This is a genomic window from Alloalcanivorax dieselolei B5, from assembly GCF_000300005.1.
In the GTDB taxonomy this organism is placed as follows: Bacteria; Pseudomonadota; Gammaproteobacteria; order Pseudomonadales; family Alcanivoracaceae; genus Alloalcanivorax; species Alloalcanivorax dieselolei.
In genome coordinates this window covers 1114173-1131832 of record NC_018691.1, presented here as the reverse complement: position 1 = coordinate 1131832, position 17660 = coordinate 1114173, and the positions used below count along the sequence as shown (strand labels likewise).

The following is a 17660-nucleotide window of genomic DNA, read 5'->3' as shown; positions in this document are numbered from 1 at the left end:
ATGCGCGCGATTTCAACGGTAGGCCGCCACGCCGGCGCGGCCAGCTCAGGGAGTTTGCAATGGGGTCCAGAAACGCCTTTTACGCACAGTCCGGCGGGGTTACCGCCGTGATCAATGCCTCCGCGGCGGGAGTGATCGAAACCGCCCGTGCCCACAAGGACGTGATCGGCAAAGTCTATGCCGGTCGTAACGGCATCATCGGTGCCCTCACCGAGGATCTGATCGACACCAGCAAGGAAAGCAAAAGCGCCATCGCCGCGCTCAAGCACACCCCCGGCGGCGCCTTCGGTTCCTGTCGCTACAAGCTGAAGGATCTGAAAACCTCCCAGCGCGAATACGAGCGTCTGATCGAGGTGTTCAAGGCCCACGACATCGGCTACTTCTTCTATAACGGCGGTGGTGACTCCGCCGATACCTGTCTGAAGATTTCGCAGCTGTCCAAGACCATGGGGTATCCGATCCAGGCGATTCACGTACCGAAAACCGTGGACAACGACCTGCCGATCACCGACGTCAGCCCGGGCTTCGGCTCCGTCGCCAAATACACCGCGGTGAGCTGCCGCGAGGCGGCCCTGGACGTGGCCAGCATGTGCGCCACCTCCACCAAGGTATTCGTGATGGAAGTGATGGGCCGCCACGCCGGCTGGATCGCCGCCGCCGCCGGTCTCGCCAAGGAACAGAACGAGGATGCGCCGCATCTGATCCTGTTCCCGGAAATCGCCTTCGATCAGCAGGCGTTCCTGAAGAAAGTGGACGAGACGGTGAAGAAGGTGGGCTACTGCGTCATCGTCGTCTCGGAAGGGGCCCGCACCGCCGACGGCACCTTCCTGGCCGATGCCGGCACCACCGATGCCTTCGGCCACAAACAACTGGGTGGCGTGGCGCCGGTACTGGCGCAGATGGTGAAGAACGAGCTGGGCTACAAATACCACTGGGCGGTCAGTGATTATCTGCAACGGGCGGCGCGTCATATCGCCTCCGCCACCGATGTGGAGCAGGCCTACGCGGTGGGCCGCGCGGCGGTGGAATTCGCCGTGGCCGGCAAGAACGCCGTGATGCCCACCATCGAGCGCAAGAAAACCAAGAAGTACGGCTGGACCATCGGTGAGGCGCCGCTGAAGAAGGTGGCCAACGTGGAAAAGAAGATGCCGCGTAAATTCATCACCAAGGACGGTTTCGGCATCACCCCCTCCGCCCGCGACTATCTGGCGCCGCTGATCGAAGGCGAGTCCTACCCGCCGTACAAGAACGGCCTGCCGCAATTCGCCAAACTGAAACTGGCCGCGGTGGCAAAAAAGCTGAACGATCAGTTCGAGGTATAAGGCCCCGGAATCCGGCGGTGATCGCGGTCCTTTCCAGCATGCCGGTCCTTTCCAGCATGAAGAGGACCGCGATCCACCGCCTGCCCCTCACAATCAAGCTCCAGGGACCACGGCTGTCCCACATTTCGGGACGCGCCTGCACGCTGATCGCTCCCCCGCCGGGACGAAGCCGCTGTAGGAGCTTGCCTGCAAGCGAATTTTTTGAAGCGCAACGTAATTCGCTTGCAGGGCAAGCTCCTACAGCGGCCTTGTAGCACCCCCCTCAGTTTATGCCCCCGAGACCTGTTAATACGGCGAGGTAGGCGGGATCTCTCGGAACTGCGGGACAGCAGTTCCCCAGGGACAACGATATCATTGGTGACCGGCTCACCACCAAAGCAAACCATTCTCATTATTGCTACAATTACCCCGCTCACCTGGATAACCAACCATAACGGGGATCACCATGCGACCAACCACTTTGCGGCTTTCCTCTCTCTCATTGTCCCTGCTTGCCATCGGCGCCTTCCCCACTGCACAGGCGCAGACCTCGGATGAAGACAGCGGCGGCCCCCATCAGCTGGCGCCAGTGGAAGTGCAATCCAGCGCCGACGCTTCCGCCGAGGGCCTGAGCAAGGCGTACGCGGGCGGCCAGGTGGCGGAAGGCGGCTCCGTCGGTATTCTCGGCAGCCAGTCGGTGATGGAAACGCCCTACAGTTTCACCAGCTACACCGAGCAACTGATCGAGGACCAGCAGGCCGCCAGCGTCGGCGAGATCCTGCTCAATGATCCGGCGGTGCGGGTGGCCCGGGGCTTCGGCAACTACCAGCAGGTGTACCTGGTTCGTGGCCTGCCGGTGTATTCCGATGACATGACCTACAACGGCCTGTACGGTTTGCTGCCGCGCCAGTACCTGGCGTCGGAGTTCATCGAGCGGGTGCAGGTGTTCCGTGGCGCCAATACTTTCCTCAAAGGCGCCGCTCCCGGCGGCAGCGGCCTCGGCGGCGGCGTCAACGTGCTGCCCAAACGCGCGCCCAACGAGCCGATCAATCAGATCACACTGGGGGCGCGCAGCGGCGGCCAGGGCATGGTCGCCGCCGATGTGGCCAACCGCTCCGACGACGGCCGCTTCGGTATCCGCGTGAACGCCGCCCGCCGAGACGGGGACACCGCCGTGGACGGCGAGGAGTCGGAGCTGTCCATGGCCCATATCGGCCTGGATTACCGCGGCGATGCCCTGCGCGTCTCCGCCGATCTGGGTTTCCAGAAACACCGTATCGACGGCGGACAACCGAACATTACTTTTAAAAATCAGCCTGATCAGGGCATCGTCGTGCCCATCACCGACGCACCGAACGCCGACGAATCCATCGGCCAGTCCTGGACTTACTCGGATTCGAACGATCTGTTCGGCACTCTGCGCGCCGAGTACGACTTCTCCGATAACATCACCGCCTGGGCCGCACTCGGCGCCCGCCAGGGTGAAGAGGATTCCATCTTCGCCAATCCCACGGTAGATAGCAGCAACGGTAACTACACCGCCAATCGCTTTGATACCGCGCGCGAGGACACGGTGGTTACCGGTGAGACCGGCGTGCGGTTCACCTTCGACACCGGCGCCATCGGCCATAGCCTCACTGTGTCCGGTTCCACCTACGAGTTGAGGTCGAAGAACGCCTACGCCATGGCACTGACGGCGACCACAGGCAATATATATCGGCCAGAGGACAAGTCCATGCCTATCGCCGACTTTCCCGGCGGCAATCTGGATAGCCCGCAACTGACAGCCAAGACCCGGTTCAATAGCGTGGCTCTCGCCGATCAATTGTCCATGCTGGACGAGCGTTTACTGGTTACTCTCGGCGCCCGCTACCAGAATATCCAGGATAAGAGTTACGCCTATGGCGGCGGTCCGCGCAATGCCAGTTATGACGACCATGCTCTCTCTCCCAGTGTCGGCGTGCTCTATAAACTCACCCCCGCCGTTTCCGTGTATGCCAGCTACATTGAAGGCCTGCAGAGAGGTCAGGTTGCGTCGGCCGAAAACAACAACACCCCGGTAGTCAACGCCGGAGAAGCACTCGAACCCTATGAAACCGAGCAGAGCGAAGTGGGGGTCAAATACGATGGCGGCCGACTCGGAGGCAGCGTTTCTGTCTATCGTAGCCGCAAACCGGTGGCCGGTTACACCGCAGCCAATGTGTATAAAGTCGTCGACCACCAGGAAAACACCGGCGTCGAGTTGATGGCCTACGGCAATCTGACTCGCGACCTCAGCGTACTCGGCGGCCTCAGCTTCCTGGACGCGGATGTGGACGGCAACGACGCCATCGGCTCACCGGAAACCCAGGCCAATCTGAATCTGGAGTATCGGGTTCCGCAACTGCCGGACCTGGCCGTGGATGGCCGGGTGATCTACACCAGTTCCCAATACGCGGATGAAGCCAACACCCAGAAAGTCGACGCCTGGACCCGGCTCGATCTGGGCGCCCGCTACCTGATCGCTCTCAGCGATTCCATGTTCCTGACCCTGCGCGGGCGGGTGGAGAACGTCACCGGCGAGGACTATTGGGCTTCCGCCGGCGGTTTTCCCGGCGCCGGTTATCTGACCGTCGGCGCTCCCCGCACGGTCCTGCTGTCGGCAACCCTCGACTACTAACCCGGCAACCCAGGCGCCCCGTCCCCGGGGTGGGGCGCCCAGGCAGTTTTCCGCTATGAAACAGAAAACCCTGACGCTCTGGTCCGCCGTCCACAAGTGGACCAGCCTGATCTGCACCGCCTTCATGCTGATGCTGTGCCTCACCGGCCTGCCGTTGATTTTTCATGACGAGATCGACGCCCTGACGGACAGCGGCGACTGGCAACCGGCCAATCCGGGCGGGCCCTTGCTGTCCCTGGATCAGTTGCTCGACGCCGCCCTCACCCACCGCCCCGGCGAGGTGCCCTTGTTCATGAGCTTCGATACCGACCGGCCGGTGGTCAACGTCACCACCGGCCCCACCCCGGACGCGGCTGCTGGTGACATGCACTTCGCTTCCTTCGACCGCACCAGCGGCGAGGTGGTGCCCGGGCACGAAGGCGGCGTCATGGATTTCATTCTGCAGCTGCACACCGATTTGTTCCTGGGCCTTCCCGGCATGTTATTCCTGGGCGCCATGGGCGTTCTGCTGGTGCTCGCCATGGTTTCCGGCGTGGTGCTCTACGCCCCGTTCATGCGCAAGCTGGACTTCGGCACGCTGCGAAGCAACCGGTCGAAGCGGCTGAAATGGCTGGACTATCACAACCTGCTCGGCATCGTTACCGTGGCCTGGCTCACCGTGGTGGGCCTCACCGGCGTGGTCAACACCCTTGCCACCCCGATCCTGGAGACCTGGCAGAACCGCTCACTGGCCGATCTCACCGCCGGCTATCAGGGCGCTACCGTGCCCTCTCCCCAGGAGATGGCCTCCCTGGACGACGCCGTGGCCCAGGCTCGGGAAGCCGCCGCGGACATGACCTTGCAGTTCGTGGCTTTCCCCGGCGGCGATTGGTCCACGGACTATCACTACGCGGTGTTTCTGCACGGCAACACACCGCTGACCTCTCACATCGTCACGCCGGCGCTGGTGGACGCTCGCACCGGAGCGTTCGCGGCCATGCGCGAAATGCCCTGGTACAACAAAACCCTGGCGCTGTCCGGGCCACTGCATTTCGGTGATTACGGTGGTCTGCCGCTGAAACTCCTCTGGGCGCTGCTCGACGTGATCACCATGGTGGTGCTGATCAGTGGCCTTTACTTATGGCTCGCTCGCCGCTCCCCGGTCACGGGCGCGGCACACCGCCAGACACAAACGTCCCCCACGGGAGGCGCCTCATGAGCCGGTTGTCACCCAACCGACGCCACAATACGCCGACGCGCATCTTCGCCGTGCCCGTGCTGATTGCCGTCATCAGCCTGATCGGCCTGGTCGCGGCGCTACTGGGAGACGGTGTACTGGATGTGATGTCGTGGGTGGGATTGGCGATGCCGGTGGTGATGATCGGATGGGCGATGGTGAAACGGCGCTGACCGCGTCCCATGGAGGAACTACGAAGCCGCTGTAGGAGCCTGCCCCGCAGGCGAATTGCTTCTTGGGAAAAACATTCGCCAGCAAGGCTGGCTCCTACAGCGCCCTTGTAGCCATCTCGGAATCCATCGAAGAGCGGCCCTTGGCGGAACAAAGGCCGCGATTCCGGCGGGAAGGATTCAATTAATTGAAAACGGTGAAGCTTTCCGCGTTCAGCCACAGGTGAGCGAGCACACTGGCGATATAGCCCAGTGCAATCACCGGGCTCCATTTCAGGTGCCCCATGAACGTATAAAGGCCCCGCGCCTGCCCCATCAGCGCCACCCCGGCGGCGGAACCGATGGACAGCAGGCTGCCGCCGACGCCCGCGGTGAGAGTGATCAGCAACCAGTGGCCGTGGGACATTTCCGGTTCCATGGTCAGCACCGCGAACATCACCGGAATGTTGTCCACCACCGCGGAAATTATGCCCAGGGCGATATTGGCCCAGGTCGCGTTCCAGCCGGTGTAGAGTGCCTCGGACAACATGCCCAGATACCCCATGAAGCCCAGGCCGCCCACGCACATCACCACGCCGTAGAAGAACAGCAAGGTGTCCCACTCGGCCCGCGCCACCCGGTTGAACACATCAAAAGGCACGATGCTGCCCAGTTGAGACAGGCGTTTATCATCACCGCGACGCAGATAATGGCGGCGTTTTTTCTCCAGGGAGCGCGGCAGGGTCCGGCGCAGAAAATAGCCGAAGAACTGCAGATAGCCCAGACCGGTCATCATCCCCAGCACCGGCGGCAGATGCAGCACGGAGTGACAGGCCACGGCGGTGGCCACGGTGAGCAGGAACAGAGCGATGATACGGCGGGCACCGCGCTTGAGCTCGACCTCTTCCTTCACGCCACTGGGTTTGTGGCTCTTGATGAACAGGCTCATCACCACCGCCGGGATCAGATAGTTGATCAACGACGGGATCAGCAGATCGAAGAACTCAGTGAAATGAATCAGGCCCGCCTGCCACACCATCAAAGTGGTGATATCGCCAAACGGACTGAAGGCGCCACCGGCATTGGCGGCCACCACGATGTTGATACAGGCCACGTTGATGAAGGGCTTGTCCCCTTCCGCCACTTTCGTCACCACCGCGCACATCAGCAACGCGGTGGTGAGGTTATCGGCGATCGGCGAGATCAGGAAAGCCAGTACGCCGGTAATCCAGAACAACTGTCGATAGCTGAACCCCTTACGCACCATCCACGCCCGTAGCGCATCGAAAACCCGGCGCTCGTCCATGGCGTTGATGTAGGTCATCGCCACCAACAGGAACAGCATCAGTTCGGTGAACTCGAGCAGGGTGTGGCGGAACGCGTGCTCGGCCTCATCGGGCATACCGGACTGGACGTAAACCCAGCCGATCAACGCCCAGATAATACCAGCGGCCACCAGTACCGGCTTGGACTTGCGCATGTGCAGCTTTTCCTCGGCCATTACCAGGGCATAGGCGAGGACGAAGATGGTGAGGGCAATGAACCCGGCCACCGAGCCGGTCAGATCAAGGCCGCCAGTGGCGGCCAGGGCACCGGGAGCAAACAGCAGAGCCAGGATGGCGAACAGGATCCGGCCTGCTCCGCCGGGAAGGAATCGATATTGGGAGATGTCCAGAGGTCTCAACATGACAAGCCTTTCTGAATCAGAGATACGCGCACGGAAACAAAGCGGGGCGATGCTACCATGGATTGGTGTCTTCCAGTATTGATATGGGACCGTTCCGTAACGGAACCCGCCGGTACGGAGATGAGATCATGAAGCTCTTGTTGGCAACTGTATTGCTGATCCTCGCCGTACCGGCCCACGCCGACCACGAAGAACCTCTTCTGGTGGTACGGCACCGCTGGCACACCGGCCTGGTGATACCGGCCGACAAGCTCGACCCTCACCTGCGGTTTCTGCGCGATCATCTGCCGGATACCGATTATTACGAGTTCGGCTGGGGCGACACCGACTTCTATCAGCACAACGACAGTGTCCCGCGCCTGCTGAAAGCCCTGTTCTGGCCCACCGACAGCGTGCTGCACGTGGTGGCCCTGGAGCGGCATCCAGCGCACCTGCCCCACAAGGATCTGGCGGCTCTGTGCCCGTCGCCGGACCACTGGCACCGCCTGGCCCGGGCACTGGCGGCGGACTTTCAGCGGAACACGGATGGAACGGTACGTACGGAAGGCCCCGGCTTATACGGGGCCAGCCTGTTCTTCCAGGCCGAGGGCACCTTCTGGCTGGGCCGGACCTGCAACCGCTGGAGCTCGGAGCGGCTGCGGCAGGCCGGAGCGCCAATACGTGGCGCACTCACCGCCGGCGGTTTGATGCGTCAGCTCAAGGCGCTGCCGGCCACCTGCGATGTGGACCACTTGAGTGGCCGCCTTCCTGAAAATAATTAACCTTTTGGTTGACAGTCAAAAAGGCCACCCATATATTCAACCACATGGTTAACAATAAACCCGACACACTCGATGCCGTTTTCCAGGCCCTGGCCGATCCCACCCGCCGCGCCATGCTGGCACTGCTCGCCGAAGGCGAGCGCAAGGTGGGAGAGCTGGCGGCGCCTTTCTCGATGAGCCTGGCCGGCGCCTCGAAGCACATCAAGGCGCTGGAACAGGCGGGATTGCTGACCCGGGAAAAGCAGGGGCGCGTCCACGTCTGCCGGCTGAACGCCGACCCCATGGCCGGGGCCATGGACTGGCTGCGCCATTATCAGGCGTTCTGGAATGAACGGCTGGACGCTCTGGAACAGGCTCTGCGCCAGGGCGACTGACCTTCACCCCGACCCGGGCCCTACTCTTAAGGAGAACACCATGGACGATTACGCCAAGCTGACCAAGCCCGATACTCTGACACTGGAGCGGCTGCTGCCGGGTCCGGTGGAGAGGATCTGGGCCTATCTGACCGAGTCCGAGAAACGCGCCCGCTGGCTGGCCGCCGGCCCCATGGGGCTGTTCGTCGGCGGCGTGGTCACCCTGGAGTTTCATCATAGTGAGCTGTCGGAACCCGGCGATACCGCCCCCAAACGCCATGCCGACGCCGAGGGCGCGGTGCTCAAAGGCACCGTTCTCCGCTGCGAAGCCCCACACCTGCTGACGTTCACCTGGGGAGAAGGCGGCTCGGAAGTCACCTTCGAACTGACCCCCGAGGACGACCAGGTGCGCCTGCGGATTACCCATCAGCGCTTGAGCGACACGGAAAAAACCAGCGTGGCGACGGGCTGGCATACTCATCTGGCGATTCTGGCGGCAGCCCTGAAAGAAACCACGCCGCCGTCATTCTGGGCGTTGCACACTGAACTGGAAGCCGATTACCGGGAGCAGTTGTCGGCGAATTGATTCCAGCGCGGACACCACCATGGATTCAGCGGTCAAGTGCCGGCGCCTGCTGGCCTTTGACTCGGGCGCGGATCCGTTTGGACCGGGTGCGCGCCCGGCCGGCCAGTTGCCGGGCCAGCTTCTCGCAATCGCCCAGATACTGTTCCGGTTGCAAAGCGGCGCCAAGCTGCGCCGCCTGAATCACGCCGGCAACACCGGGCGCCTCCGCCAGCACCTGGTCCAATGGCCGGCCATCACGCAGGGACTCGAGCGCTGCCGCGTGCACCAGATCATGGGCCCGCTGGCGCCCCATGCCATGACGCGCCATTTCCATCATCACGTTCTCACTGTTGATCAGGCCGCCGGTCAGCGCCAGGTTCCGTCGCATTTTGTCCGGAACGGTACGCAGTTTGTCCAGCAGTTCCACCAACGACGCCATCATTTCCAGTGCCAGGGGACAGGCCGTTTCCAGGGAGGTGTACAGCATTTTGCTGGAAGCCGCGTCCCCTTCATGGCTGACTTGAACCGCATCCAGCGCCAGGCTGACCTGAGCCCGCAACTGGGCGGCAACGGCGATGACGTTAACGGAAATTTTGGGATTGATCTTCTGCGGCATGGTGCTGCTGCCCACCACCAGATCGCCCAGTTCCTCGTAAACCTCGCCATATTCCTCCGACATCAGGACAAACAGCTCCTGAGCGATCTTGGAACAGGTCGCCGCCAGCAATGCCAGCAGCAACACATACTCCACCATGTGGTCGTTCACCGACCGGCTTGGCACCTCGAAGCAGCCCAGGCCCAACTGTCCGGCGAGGCGCCGGCCGAGTGCGTCCCCTTCGTCGCCAAACGAATGTCTCGCCCCGACCGCGCCCCCGAACACCAGGGTGAACACTCTGGGCTCCGCGGCACGCAGGCGTTCCTCGTGCCGGAGCAGCTCATCAATCCAGGTCGCCACTTTGAAACCGAAGGTGATCGGTAGAGCGTGCCGACGCTGGGTACGGCCCGCCATCACCTGCGCGGCGCCGTTATCGGCCAGCCCCGCCAGGGAATCCAGACCGGCGGCCAATTGCGTCAACAACCGACCGTGCGCTTCGCGTACCAGCAAGACTTCCCCGGCCTGCATGACATTCTGGGTGGTGGCGCCCCAATGCACATAGTCTCCCGCATCGCCGTCACAGGCGGCGGCCAGAAAGCGCACCAGGGAAACGATCGGTGCTTTGGTCCGCGCCATGTCCCGGAGCAGCGCGTCCAGGTCAATGCAACCAAGATCGCCCTTGCGCGCGATTTCCTCGGCGGCGGCTGGCGGGATCATGCCCAGCTCCGCCTGGCTGCGAGCCAGCGCCACTTCGATGTCCAGCCAGGCCTGAATTTTCCGTGGCATGGCGAACAGCGCCTCGGGGCTCTCGCGTTCTTCCTGATTCGCCTGGGTCATACTCTCAGCCCTTCTGTCAGCCCTTCTGTCAGCCCTTCTCTCAGCTCTTCATCGCTGTTTATCCGCTGGCGTCACGCCGCAGCAGGAAATCAGTCAGCGCCGCGTTGTAGCGGCGGCGGTCTTCCATATAGGGCGCATGGCCGAGCCCGTCCAGGGCCAGGTGGCGTACATCGGCGATGCCGTTCAACAGCGGCTCGGCCTTGCTCAGCGGCGCCACCCTGTCCTGATCGCCGGTGATCACCAGCGATGGCGCGCGGATTCTGCTCAACTCCGCCTGCAGACTGGCGCGCTGAATCGCCAGGGCGGCCCGGCCCATGCCTTCCGGCCGGGACTGGGCGGCGATCCGCGCCACTTCCCGGAATACCGCCGGATCGGCGTCGGCCGGCAACATGCCACGGGCGCGGCGTTCGCCATAAACCGGGCCGGGCAATTCCTGAAGTTCCCGCAGCCGTCGCTGGTAGCGCTGGTCGGAGGCGGCCGCGCCACTCAGGCCGTGTCCCGGATGCGTACAGGAGAGCACCAACCGCTGCACCAGGCCGGGTTCCAGCATGGCCACACGCATCGCCACCAACCCGCCCATGGAGTGCCCCACCAGATTCACCGGCCCCGGCACGATCCGCTTGATGAACTCGATAGCAACGCGGGCCAGATCGTCCAGGGTTTCGCCGGCGATGTCGGAATCCCCGTAACCGGGGGCATCCCAGGCCCACATTTCCAGCTCGTCGGCCAGGTCGTGCAACTGGTATCGCCAGCTTTCCGCGTTGCCGTTGAGGCCGTGGAACAGCACCACCGGCGCCCCCCGGCCGGCATGCAGAAAGCTCAGCCCCCCGTGTTCCAGGCCAAGGCGGTTCCGCCTCTCGCCATGATCCACCTTGCTCATAATGCCTCTCGCTATGAAACGGTCAGGTTCAGAACGGCGACACTTCACCGTCACCGGAGCCGCGCAGCAGATCCGTCGATTTTTCCGAGCCGTCCCGACGAGCAGCGTCGCCGTCCTGCCCGGAGGCTTCGTCACGCCGCAAGGGAAACAGCGGCTCTTCCGCTTTGCCCGCCAGCAGATAACGGGCACCCGGCCCGGACATCTTGCGGCCGCTATGACCGATGTCGTACACCGTGCGCAACTCCCAGTTGTAGGGCACCCCCAGCTTTTCCGCCTGACGCTGGTTGGCGGCATGGAAGTTCTTGCCCTTGGCCAGGCGATGGGCGCCCTGGGCCCGGGCGATATCGAGCTGACTGAGCAGCCGGTGCGAGGGATCGTTGTCGGCGGTGCCCAGCATGATGACCAGGTGATGGGCATAAGCCGCTTGCAGGTCCTCCGGCTCGACGCCGGTGTTCTTGAGCCCGTAGCGCAGTGGCAGACTCCAATCCGGAAAGGTATAGGTGCCGGAGTTGGCGGCTACCGCCGTGCGCACCTTGGCCTGCGGATACAGCATGATCATTCTCGCCACGAACTGGGCGCCGCTGCCGTGCCCCCAGATGTCGTATTCGCTGGCGTTCAACCCGAACCGTTCGCACAGCCGGTCGAAGGCCCGGTTGACGGCGGCGAAGGAGGATTGTTCCGGCGGATTCCGGTGCCCCTTGCTGGCATCCACCGAGGATGAGTCCGGCGACACCCAGTTACCGGCCTGATACCCCCAACCGGTGGGAAAGTCCTTTTGCGATACTTCCGGCGCCACCACCAGAACGTTGTATTTGTTGGCGTAAGGCCCCCAGAAATCCCGATAGTTGTCCGCGTCACGACGGCCACCGTGCATCACCAGCACCACCGGCGTATCCGCCGTGAGGCGATCCGGCCGCGCATACCAGAGCCGCATATTCACCGGTTTCTCCGCCGTACCCGCCGGTACCACGATGGAACCGTAGCGCTCGAAGGTTTCCGGTTGCACGCTCTCCTGCTCGGTGTTCTCCGAGTACGTCATTGGTGCCGGCGGCGTCGACTGGCAGGCGGCAAGCAGAGCCATCAATCCGAGGGGCAATATCAGCCTTTTCTTCATGGCGCGGATTCCTCTTTATTTATTATTGGGGGGTCTGGCCAGTTTTCGGGGGTCTGACCAGCGGTGAGCTGGGGGAAAGCGGCAGCGGCGTCTCCGGCCTTCCAGCATTTCACCAGAGTGCCGTCGGCGGCCCACTGCACTTCCGGCGCACGGCTGCGGCATTGCGCATCGGCAAGCGGACAACGTGGATGGAACGGGCATCCGGCCGGCCGGTTCATGGGATTGGGGAAGTCACCGGTCAAACGCGGCTCGGGGACGTCCAGCTCCGGCGCGATACTCAGGGCCGAATCCAGCAGTGCCCGGGTATAGGGGTGTTGGGGGTGGGTCAGCACCTGATCGCGATCACCGCATTCGACGATTTCGCCCAGATACATCACCGCCACCCGGTCGGCCAGGTGAGCGACCACGGAAAGATCGTGGGTCACGAACAGATAGGTCAGATCCAGTTCATCGCGCAGGTCCAGCAGCAAATTCAGAATCTGCGCCTGCACCGAGACATCCAACGCCGAAGTGGGCTCGTCGCAAATGACGATTTCGGGATCCAGAATCAAGGCCCGGGCAATGGCCACGCGCTGACGCTGGCCGCCGGACAGTTGATCCGGAAAACTGTTGAATACCCGCGCCGGCAGCCCCACCAACTCCATCATGCGCCGCACCCGGGTTCGTCGTTCCGCCTTGGCACCCAACTGGTTTACCTGCAACGGCCGGCCGATGATGTCGCCAATGGTCTTGCGCGGATTCAGCGACGAATACGGGTCCTGGAAAATGGGCTGGATCAGGCGCGCCCGTTGCCGTGGCGGCAGCGCGCCAACAGGCCGGCCGGCCAGGGTCACGGTGCCGCTGTCCGGTGTTTCCAGACCCAGGATGGTGCGGGTCAGAGTGCTTTTGCCGCAGCCGGACTCCCCCACCAATGCCAGCACTTCGCCTTTACGGATCTCCAGACTGATGTTGTCCAGCGCCCGCAGCGACTTGCGTTTGCCAAACATGCCCCGGCGTACCGAGAAGGTGCGGCTGACACCCGTCACGTTGAGCACGCTTTCCTTGGCCGGCTTAGTGACCGGCGCCTGCTCCGCGTCGTGTCCGCCCGGCAACGACCGGTTCCGGGTTTCCTCCGGATCGTGACACACATAGGCTCGCGCCGGCCCCAGGGGTCGGGTGGGCGGCGCATCGGTGAAGCACTTTTCCACCGCACGGGGGCAGCGCGCGGCGAAAGCGCAGCCGCGAATCTCACCGGTCATGGCGGGCACCACCCCGGGGATCGATCCGAGCCGGCGCGCCGACGCTTCACGGTAGCCCGGCACGCATTCCAGCAGCCTGCGGGTATAAGGATGACGGGGATCATTGAGCACCTCTCCGGTGGTGCCGGTTTCAACGATGTCACCGGCGTACATCACGGCGATACGATCGGCGGCCCGGGACACCACGCCCAGATCGTGGGTGATCAGGATCATCGACATGCCCAGCTCGGTTTGCAGCCCGCGAAGCAGATGCAGAATCTGCGCCTGAATAGTCACGTCCAGTGCCGTGGTAGGCTCGTCGGCGATCAGCAGTTCCGGTTCGTTCATCAATGCCATGGCGATCATTACGCGCTGGCGCTGGCCGCCGGACAGCTCGTGAGGGTACTGCTTGAGGCGACTGGCCGGATCCGGCAGCCCCACTTTCTCCAGCAACTGAATCGCACGTCGCCGCGCCTGCGCGGCGGACACCTCACCGTGCAGGGTCATCGCCTCGGTCAGTTGGCGCCCGATGGAGTAGACCGGGTTGAGGCTGGTCATCGGCTCCTGAAAGATCATGCCGATCTTGCGGCCGCGTACCTGTCCGGCCAGTTCCTTTTCGCTGACCGTGCTCAGATCGGTGCCGGCGAAGTTGACGCACGCCGCCGAGCGTCGCGCCGCCGGCGGCAGCAGGTTCATCAGCGCCAGCGCCGTCATCGATTTGCCGGAACCGGACTCTCCGACAATGCCGAGGGTTTCGCCCCGACGCAGCTCCAGGTCCACTCCCCGTACCGCCCTGAGCGTGCTGGTCTCAGTGGGAATCGCCACCGACAGATCGCGAATCTCCAACAAGGATTCGGTGCTCATCTCAGCTTCTCCGGTTGGTCACGGTGACATCGCGAACGCCATCACCAAGCAGGTTGATGGCAATCACCAGCACGAACAGAGCAATGCCGGGCAGGATCACCAGCCAGGGTTGGAAGAACATGGCGGTCTTGCCTTCGGCGATCATCAACCCCCAGGACGGGGTCGGTGACGGCACCCCCAGCCCCAGGAACGACAGCGTCGCCTCATTGAGAATCGCCACCGCCACTTCCAGGGTGAAGATCACCAGGATCTGGTTGAGCAGGTTGGGCAGGATTTCCTTAACCGCGATCTGCAACCGGCTACAGCCCATGGCGCTGGCGGCGGCGACGAAATCCAGCTCGCGAATACGTAACGTGGCGGAGCGCGTCACCACCAGATAGAACACCCAGTGAGTGGCGCCTATCACGAAGATCACCACCGTGATCGATTGGCCGATCACGAACACCAGCGCCATGATCAGCAGCAGGCTGGGCACCGCCAATTGACAGGTCACCAGAAAGTTCACCGCCTGATCCAGCCAGCCGCCGAAGTAACCGGCGATCACGCCGAGCGTGACACCGATGATCGCGCCGATAGTGGCGGCGCCGATGCCGATCATCATGGAAATACGCGCGCCATAAATGATGCGGCTAAGGTAGTCCCGGCCAAGGTGGTCGGTGCCCAGTACATGGCTCCATTGCCCGCCCTCGACCCAGGCCGGTGGCAGCAGGCGCAAGGACAGGTTCTGCAGATAGGGATCGTGAGGCGCCAGCCAGGGTGCCAGCACGGCGAACAGCGCCATCACCAGCAGAATGCCAAAGCCCACCAGCAATCCCGGGTGCCGGCGCGCGCGCTTGATCGCCACTTGCCCTGGCGTCAGCCCGAGCTGGGCCTGTTCGCGCTCCGCCTCGGATGTCAGTTCGTTGCCGCCAACGGATTCCGTTATTGTCATGTTCATCCCATCCTGATCCGAGGGTCGAGCCAGGCGTTGATCAGGTCCGCCGCCAGCGTGAGCAACACGAAGGTCAGTACGAACAGCAGGATCAAGGACTGCACGGTCGGTATGTCGGAGTTGAAAATGGACTCCACCGCCAGCCGGCCCAGACCGTTCATGCTGAACACCGATTCGGTGACGATGGAGCCGCCCAGTTTGTGTCCCAGCTGTACCGCGAGCACGCTGACGATGGGCAACAGCGCATTACGCAGCGCCTGGCGCAGGATCAACCGATAGCCGGTAAACCCTTTGGCGCGGGCGGTGCGGATATAGTCCGAGCCCAACACGTCGAGCAAACCGGTACGGGTCAACCGCATTACCGCGGGCACCGAACTGGTTCCCAGTACGAAGGCAGGCAAAACATAGTGTCGCCAGCTCGAATCACCGGACACGGGGAAGATCGGGAAGGTCACCGCGAACAGGATGATCAGCATCAGCCCCAGCCAGAAGTTGGGAATCGCCTGGGCCGACACCGCCGTCGACAGGGCAAACCGGTCGACCCAGCTGTTGGGTCTGAGCGCGGCGCTGATCCCCAGGGGCAAAGCAATCACCACAGTCACCACCAGCGCCAACAAGGCCAGCATGATGGTGACCTTGGCATGCTCCTGGATCAGCTCCACCACCGGCTGCTTCCAGAAGTAGCTCTGGCCGAAGTCGCCTTGCAGCACACTGCCCAGCCAATCCACGTATTGCACCGAGACCGGCCGGTCGAACCCGTACTGCTCGCGGATCGCGTCCACCATTTCCTGGGGCGCGTCCTCACCGGCGATGGTCTGCGCCGGGTCGGTGGCGAAGTAGAACAACGCGAAAGTACCGAACGACACGGTCAGGGCCACCAACAACGCCATCAGGGCTCTGCGCAGGACATAGTTGATCATGATCACTGCCTCCAGGCGGCTTGCCAGAGCCGCGGAACACCGTCCTCGGACACCGGCAGCGACAACGCCGGCGTGAGCAGGTAGTTCTGGCTGTAGGAAAACAGGGGCACCCAGTAAGCCTGCTCGGCGATACGATTCAGTGCCTCGCGATACAATCGGCGCCGCTCATCCGGATCGATGGTGCGTTCCGCCGCCAGGACCGTTTTCGACAGCGATTCGTCGCCTGAATAGTTGCGGTTGGAGTTGGCGGTGAAATGCACGCCGGTGGACGCGGACGCATCCGCCGTGCCGCCACTGCCATAAGAGGCGAAGAACGCCCCCATCCGGTGGTCGTTGCGCATCTTGGAGAAGACGTTCAGCTTCACGTAACGCAGATCCACATCCAGGCCCACCGCTTTCAGATCGCTGACGATCGCCTCGGCGATGATCTTTTCCCGGTAGGCCCACAGCTTGAGGGAAAAGCCCTCCGGGTAACCTGCTTCCGCCAGAAGCCGCCGGGCTTTTTCCGGATCGTAGGGGTAACGCGGTCCGTCCGCCTGGCAGCCAAACTGGCGGGGATGGCAGGCATAGGGAATCGCCCGTGCACTGCCACGCACCAGATAACGGGAGATCGCCTCGCGATTGATGGCGTGATTGATCGCCTGCCGCACTTTCAGGTGGGTCATCGGTGAATCGGGATCGGCATAGCCGGCGGCGTCCAGAGTCAGATAGCCAATGCGGATATCATTGCCCTCCAACCGTTCGACGCCCGGCAGGGCACTGACGTTGTCGGCCACATCCGGCGGCACGTCCATCATCAAATCGATACCGCCACTGAGCAGTTCCGCCTGCTGGGTACCCTCATCCGGAATCACCCGGAACACCATGTTCCTGATCCGGGCGCCGGCCTTCGGACTGTCCGGATAGTAGTCCTCGAAGCGTTCCAGCACGATCCTGCGCCCGACATCGAACTGCTTGACGCGATAGGGGCCGATGCCATTGAGCGGCTGATCGCCGCCACGCGGATCGTCATAGGTGCCGCTCTTGCGCAACGGAATACTGATCGCCATATCGCGCAGAGCCATTGGATAGGGCATCTTCAGATTGAAGCGCACCCGCAGGGGGCCAAGTTTTTCGACACTGTCGAGCCAGCCGCGAATCACCGCGCCACGGCTGGTATCGGAATCCTTGTTCAGCACCCAGCGGAAGGTGTACACCACGTCGTCCGCGCTCAGCCGGCTGCCATCGTGAAAGCGGACGTTATCGCGCAAGGTGATATCCAGACGGGTGTCGGTTGCCCATGTATAGGAAGCGGCGGCCAAAGGCTCGAACTCAAGGGTGTCGGGGTCGACGAAGAACAGACCGTCGTCGGTGAGACGGGACAGAATCAGCCCTTCCCTCTGAATCGAATAGAGGCGGTCCACGGTGGTCAGTGCCTTGGAGAAGGCCACCACCAGGGTATCGTCGCTCGGCCCCGCGCTGGCGGTCAGTGGCAGCAAACTCACCATCATGCCGACCAGGAAGGCGCGCACCCGGACCGGGTAGCGAATCTTCATTTCTCCTCCCGTTATCGTTATTCGAATACCGGATCAGAAGATCAGGAACTGGCGTCAGTCTAGTCGGGGGCAATAC

Annotated in this window: 15 protein-coding genes; 7 read left to right on the top strand and 8 right to left on the bottom strand. The window is 62.9% G+C overall.

From position 1 onward, the window contains the following. The first annotated feature begins 59 nt into the window (after positions 1 to 59). The 4 genes from B5T_RS05145 to B5T_RS05130 all read left to right on the top strand — a co-directional run bounded on the left by B5T_RS05145 (position 60) and on the right by B5T_RS05130 (position 5349). Entirely contained in the window at positions 60 to 1322 is a 1263-nt protein-coding gene (locus B5T_RS05145; protein WP_014993408.1) for a 6-phosphofructokinase, read from the top strand. Between the two features lie 445 nt (positions 1323 to 1767). Then, positions 1768 to 3960 carry a TonB-dependent receptor gene (locus B5T_RS05140; RefSeq protein ID WP_014993407.1) on the top strand — a complete coding sequence of 731 codons (2193 nt, stop codon included), beginning with the start codon at positions 1768 to 1770 and terminating at the stop codon, positions 3958 to 3960. Between the two features lie 55 nt (positions 3961 to 4015). After that, positions 4016 to 5158, top strand: a complete 1143-nt coding sequence (locus tag B5T_RS05135) for a PepSY-associated TM helix domain-containing protein (RefSeq protein ID WP_014993406.1) — start codon at positions 4016 to 4018, stop codon at positions 5156 to 5158. Continuing rightward, on the top strand, positions 5155 to 5349 hold the full coding sequence (locus B5T_RS05130) for a hypothetical protein (RefSeq protein WP_014993405.1): 195 nt from the start codon (positions 5155 to 5157) through the stop codon (positions 5347 to 5349). The genes B5T_RS05135 and B5T_RS05130 overlap by 4 nt, the downstream gene beginning before the upstream one ends. Positions 5350 to 5530: 181 nt before the next feature. Here B5T_RS05130 and nhaD read toward each other — a convergent pair whose 3' ends face one another. Next, complete coding sequence (nhaD, locus tag B5T_RS05125) at positions 5531 to 7012, bottom strand: sodium:proton antiporter NhaD (protein ID WP_014993404.1); 1482 nt, start codon at positions 7010 to 7012, stop codon at positions 5531 to 5533. A gap of 128 nt (positions 7013 to 7140) precedes the next feature. Between nhaD and B5T_RS05120 the strand changes: the two genes are divergently transcribed. The 3 genes from B5T_RS05120 to B5T_RS05110 are packed head-to-tail and all read left to right on the top strand — an operon-like array spanning position 7141 to position 8712. After that, the gene (locus B5T_RS05120) at positions 7141 to 7773 is read left to right on the top strand and encodes a DUF2459 domain-containing protein (protein ID WP_014993403.1); all 633 of its coding nucleotides are present in this window, start codon (positions 7141 to 7143) and stop codon (positions 7771 to 7773) included. Positions 7774 to 7817: 44 nt separating this feature from the next. Continuing rightward, positions 7818 to 8147: an ArsR/SmtB family transcription factor gene (locus B5T_RS05115; RefSeq protein ID WP_014993402.1), complete on the top strand. Its 330-nt coding sequence runs from the start codon at positions 7818 to 7820 to the stop codon at positions 8145 to 8147. A gap of 40 nt (positions 8148 to 8187) precedes the next feature. Beyond that, entirely contained in the window at positions 8188 to 8712 is a 525-nt protein-coding gene (locus B5T_RS05110) for an SRPBCC family protein (protein ID WP_014993401.1), read from the top strand. A gap of 25 nt (positions 8713 to 8737) precedes the next feature. On the opposite strand, the gene B5T_RS05105 is transcribed toward B5T_RS05110, so the two are convergent. The 7 genes from B5T_RS05105 to B5T_RS05075 are packed head-to-tail and all read right to left on the bottom strand — an operon-like array spanning position 8738 to position 17584. After that, positions 8738 to 10123 (bottom strand): class-II fumarase/aspartase family protein, encoded by a 1386-nt coding sequence (locus B5T_RS05105; RefSeq protein WP_014993400.1) that lies wholly within the window; start codon positions 10121 to 10123, stop codon positions 8738 to 8740. 58 nt (positions 10124 to 10181) lie between these two features. Then, positions 10182 to 11003, bottom strand: a complete 822-nt coding sequence (locus B5T_RS05100) for an alpha/beta fold hydrolase (protein ID WP_014993399.1) — start codon at positions 11001 to 11003, stop codon at positions 10182 to 10184. A gap of 28 nt (positions 11004 to 11031) precedes the next feature. Then, positions 11032 to 12117, bottom strand: coding sequence for a hypothetical protein (locus B5T_RS05095; protein ID WP_014993398.1), 1086 nt, complete (start codon positions 12115 to 12117; stop codon positions 11032 to 11034). Beyond that, on the bottom strand, positions 12114 to 14198 hold the full coding sequence (locus B5T_RS05090) for an ABC transporter ATP-binding protein (RefSeq protein WP_014993397.1): 2085 nt from the start codon (positions 14196 to 14198) through the stop codon (positions 12114 to 12116). Before B5T_RS05090 ends, B5T_RS05095 begins: the two co-directional genes overlap by 4 nt. A 1-nt stretch (position 14199) precedes the next feature. After that, positions 14200 to 15129, bottom strand: a complete 930-nt coding sequence (locus B5T_RS05085) for an ABC transporter permease (protein ID WP_148279207.1) — start codon at positions 15127 to 15129, stop codon at positions 14200 to 14202. Between the two features lie 2 nt (positions 15130 to 15131). Beyond that, entirely contained in the window at positions 15132 to 16049 is a 918-nt protein-coding gene (locus tag B5T_RS05080; RefSeq protein ID WP_014993395.1) for an ABC transporter permease, read from the bottom strand. Positions 16050 to 16051: 2 nt separating this feature from the next. Beyond that, positions 16052 to 17584 carry an ABC transporter substrate-binding protein gene (locus tag B5T_RS05075; protein ID WP_014993394.1) on the bottom strand — a complete coding sequence of 511 codons (1533 nt, stop codon included), beginning with the start codon at positions 17582 to 17584 and terminating at the stop codon, positions 16052 to 16054. Positions 17585 to 17660 lie beyond the last annotated feature (76 nt).